Annotated in this window: 3 protein-coding genes; all 3 read left to right on the top strand. The window is 43.3% G+C overall.

Annotation, left to right across the window (positions count from 1 at the left end; all coding sequences use genetic code 11):
• Positions 1–36: 36 nt before the first annotated feature.
• The 3 genes from P5674_RS24150 to P5674_RS24140 all read left to right on the top strand — a co-directional run bounded on the left by P5674_RS24150 (position 37) and on the right by P5674_RS24140 (position 2,229).
• A complete protein-coding gene (locus P5674_RS24150; protein ID WP_315670358.1) occupies positions 37–1,293 on the top strand; it encodes a reverse transcriptase domain-containing protein in 1,257 nt (418 codons plus the stop codon).
• Between the two features lie 88 nt (positions 1,294–1,381).
• Positions 1,382–1,723 carry a DUF2605 domain-containing protein gene (locus P5674_RS24145; RefSeq protein ID WP_006625973.1) on the top strand — a complete coding sequence of 114 codons (342 nt, stop codon included), beginning with the start codon at positions 1,382–1,384 and terminating at the stop codon, positions 1,721–1,723.
• Between the two features lie 194 nt (positions 1,724–1,917).
• The gene (locus P5674_RS24140; protein ID WP_006616059.1) at positions 1,918–2,229 is read left to right on the top strand and encodes a DUF2973 domain-containing protein; all 312 of its coding nucleotides are present in this window, start codon (positions 1,918–1,920) and stop codon (positions 2,227–2,229) included.
• Positions 2,230–2,386: the final 157 nt, after the last annotated feature.

Here is a 2,386-nt window from a genome sequence, read left to right as displayed (position 1 = left end):
CTCTCGACCCCTAACATATAGCGAAATGCTCTTACCGTGAACCATGATTATCTACTGTCCAAAACTCATTTTCCAAGCATCATGAAAAGAGATCTAAAACAATGGTTAAAAGCGGGTGTGCTAGATAACGGCGTATTTGAGGATACAGAAGCAGGGACACCTCAAGGAGGGGTAATAAGTCCACTTATAGCCAACATCGCACTGTTGGGAATTGAAAGGCTAGTTAAAGGAATGTATCCTAATAAAGGAACGGCTACCCAAGTTAACTTGATAAGATACGCCGATGATTTTGTAGTCATATCCAAAGACTTAGGAATCATTGAACAGTGCAAAACTGCTATTTCCGAATGGTTAAAACCTGTTGGATTAGAGATTAAACCTGAAAAGACTCGAATCTGCCATACACTCAAACCCATTGAGTATAACGGCAAAGCAGAGGAACCCGGATTTGATTTCTTAGGTTTCAATATTAGGCAATATCCTGTAGGAAAATATAGAACTGGGAAAATCCAACATGGGAAACCATTAGGAAACAAAACACATATAAAACCCAGCCAAAAAGCAGTTGTTGCCCACACAGAAGTGATAAAAGGTGTAATTAAACGATATAAGACAGCACCTCAATCAGCCCTGATAAGTAGACTAAACCCAATTATAAGAGGATGGGCAAACTATTACTCAGCAGTAGTCTCAACAGAGACCTTCAATAAGCTAGACTTCATAATCTGGCAAATGTTACGGGCATGGACAGTATCAAGATGCGGAAAGGCAAGTCACGAAAAGCTAAGTAATTATTTCAGACATGGAACAATTAAACTTAGCAATGGGAAAGAAAGACACGAAAATTGGCTGTTCCAAACCAAAGATGGGTTACATCTGTTCAATCACAATTGGACTCCAATTATCAGACATACCCTAATACTCCCCGACGCAACACCATACGACGGAAACTGGACTTACTGGGCAACCAGGAAAGGACAAGCAATCGACACGCCAAACAGGGTAGCAAAACTACTCAAAAAGCCAAAAGGCAAGTGTACCTGGTGCGGGCAATACTTCACCCCATCAGACTTAGTTGAAGTAGACCACATTGTACCTAGAAGCCTCGGCGGAAAGGATGAATACAAGAACCTTCAGCTATTACACCGCCACACCCGCGATGATAAGACGGCGCTCGATAACGCCAACGCTGCATCCTTAACAATGGAGCAGTCTGCGCGTGCGTCACATCAGGAAGTTTTTTCCTGTCTATGCCAATTATCGGGATGTGGAAGCACCACTAGAGCCGTGTGAAGGGAAACTTTCATGCACGGTTTTGAATGGGAGGGGTGAAGGCGACTTCACTCTCGACCCCTAATTAATAAACTTTCATCTCGATGCTATGCCGAATCATAACTCCTCAGAAACTGAGTTGCTCAAGGCAATTCTGGAGCCGATGCTGGAAGACTTCCAATATTGGTTTGGGCGATCGCGACAACTCCTGGAAACTGAGAACATCCCTTTTCTGAGTGAACAGCAACAATCAGAAGTCCTAGATCGCATTAAACAAGCCCAGGAAGAGGTCAACACCGCTAAAACACTGTTTCACGCCACCGGATGTCAAGCCGGGATTGAAATGAAGGTGCTAATGCCGTGGCATCAACTCTTAACTGATTGTTGGCGCATTGCTAACCGCTTTCGTTTGGAATCGAAACCCCAGATCGAAAATGGAAATCCCAGTTAAGTTCTAGGGACCGCAGGCTATAGGTAGGTTTTCTCAACTGTTCCTTTCCCGGTTTCGATTTTTAGAGAAACTGTAGCGGTTGCTCCCTAATTTACGGTAAAGTTGTGGTAAATAGAACAAAATCTTAGCCTCGATTCATTAGCTTTTAACAAGGCCCAGTTTTCATCAATTATCCCTACCCCAAGGAGTAAATCATGTTACATCTGCTTTATATTCTGGCTTTTACCACTCTGGCATTTATAGCAGTACGCAATTTAATTCGTAGCCTGTTGACTGTTGGTATGGACTCTCAGCGCTATAATTCTCACTCGGCGGGTGGCTTTAGGTCAGCGGATTCCCGAAATTACCAGAACATCCATCCAGAATTACTAGATGAGTCAGGAAATGTACTCAAAGAACCTTTGCTGGTGATGCGTTCCCTCTCAGTCCAAGATGCGCGAACTCAGCTAGATAACCTTTATCAATCTTCCCCCGGTTCTTCTGAAGAAACTAGAGATGATAGTTAGAAACCAACCATAGAAACCCTAGGGCGGAGGATAGCTTAACCATCTTGAACCTGCCCTTATATTGCCATGGAAAAGCTGAAATGTATCAGGTTAATACAACATATCAGCAATTCTCATTTTGGCGAAAACCTGTTCAAGTCCCCAGCATCCCTGTATC

It is taken from the genome of Limnospira sp. PMC 289.06, from assembly GCF_032350395.1.
In the GTDB taxonomy this organism is placed as follows: Bacteria; Cyanobacteriota; Cyanobacteriia; order Cyanobacteriales; family Microcoleaceae; genus Limnospira; species Limnospira platensis.
Note: the sequence above shows the minus strand (reverse complement) of the source record. Positions and strands in the feature narration are given on the sequence as shown.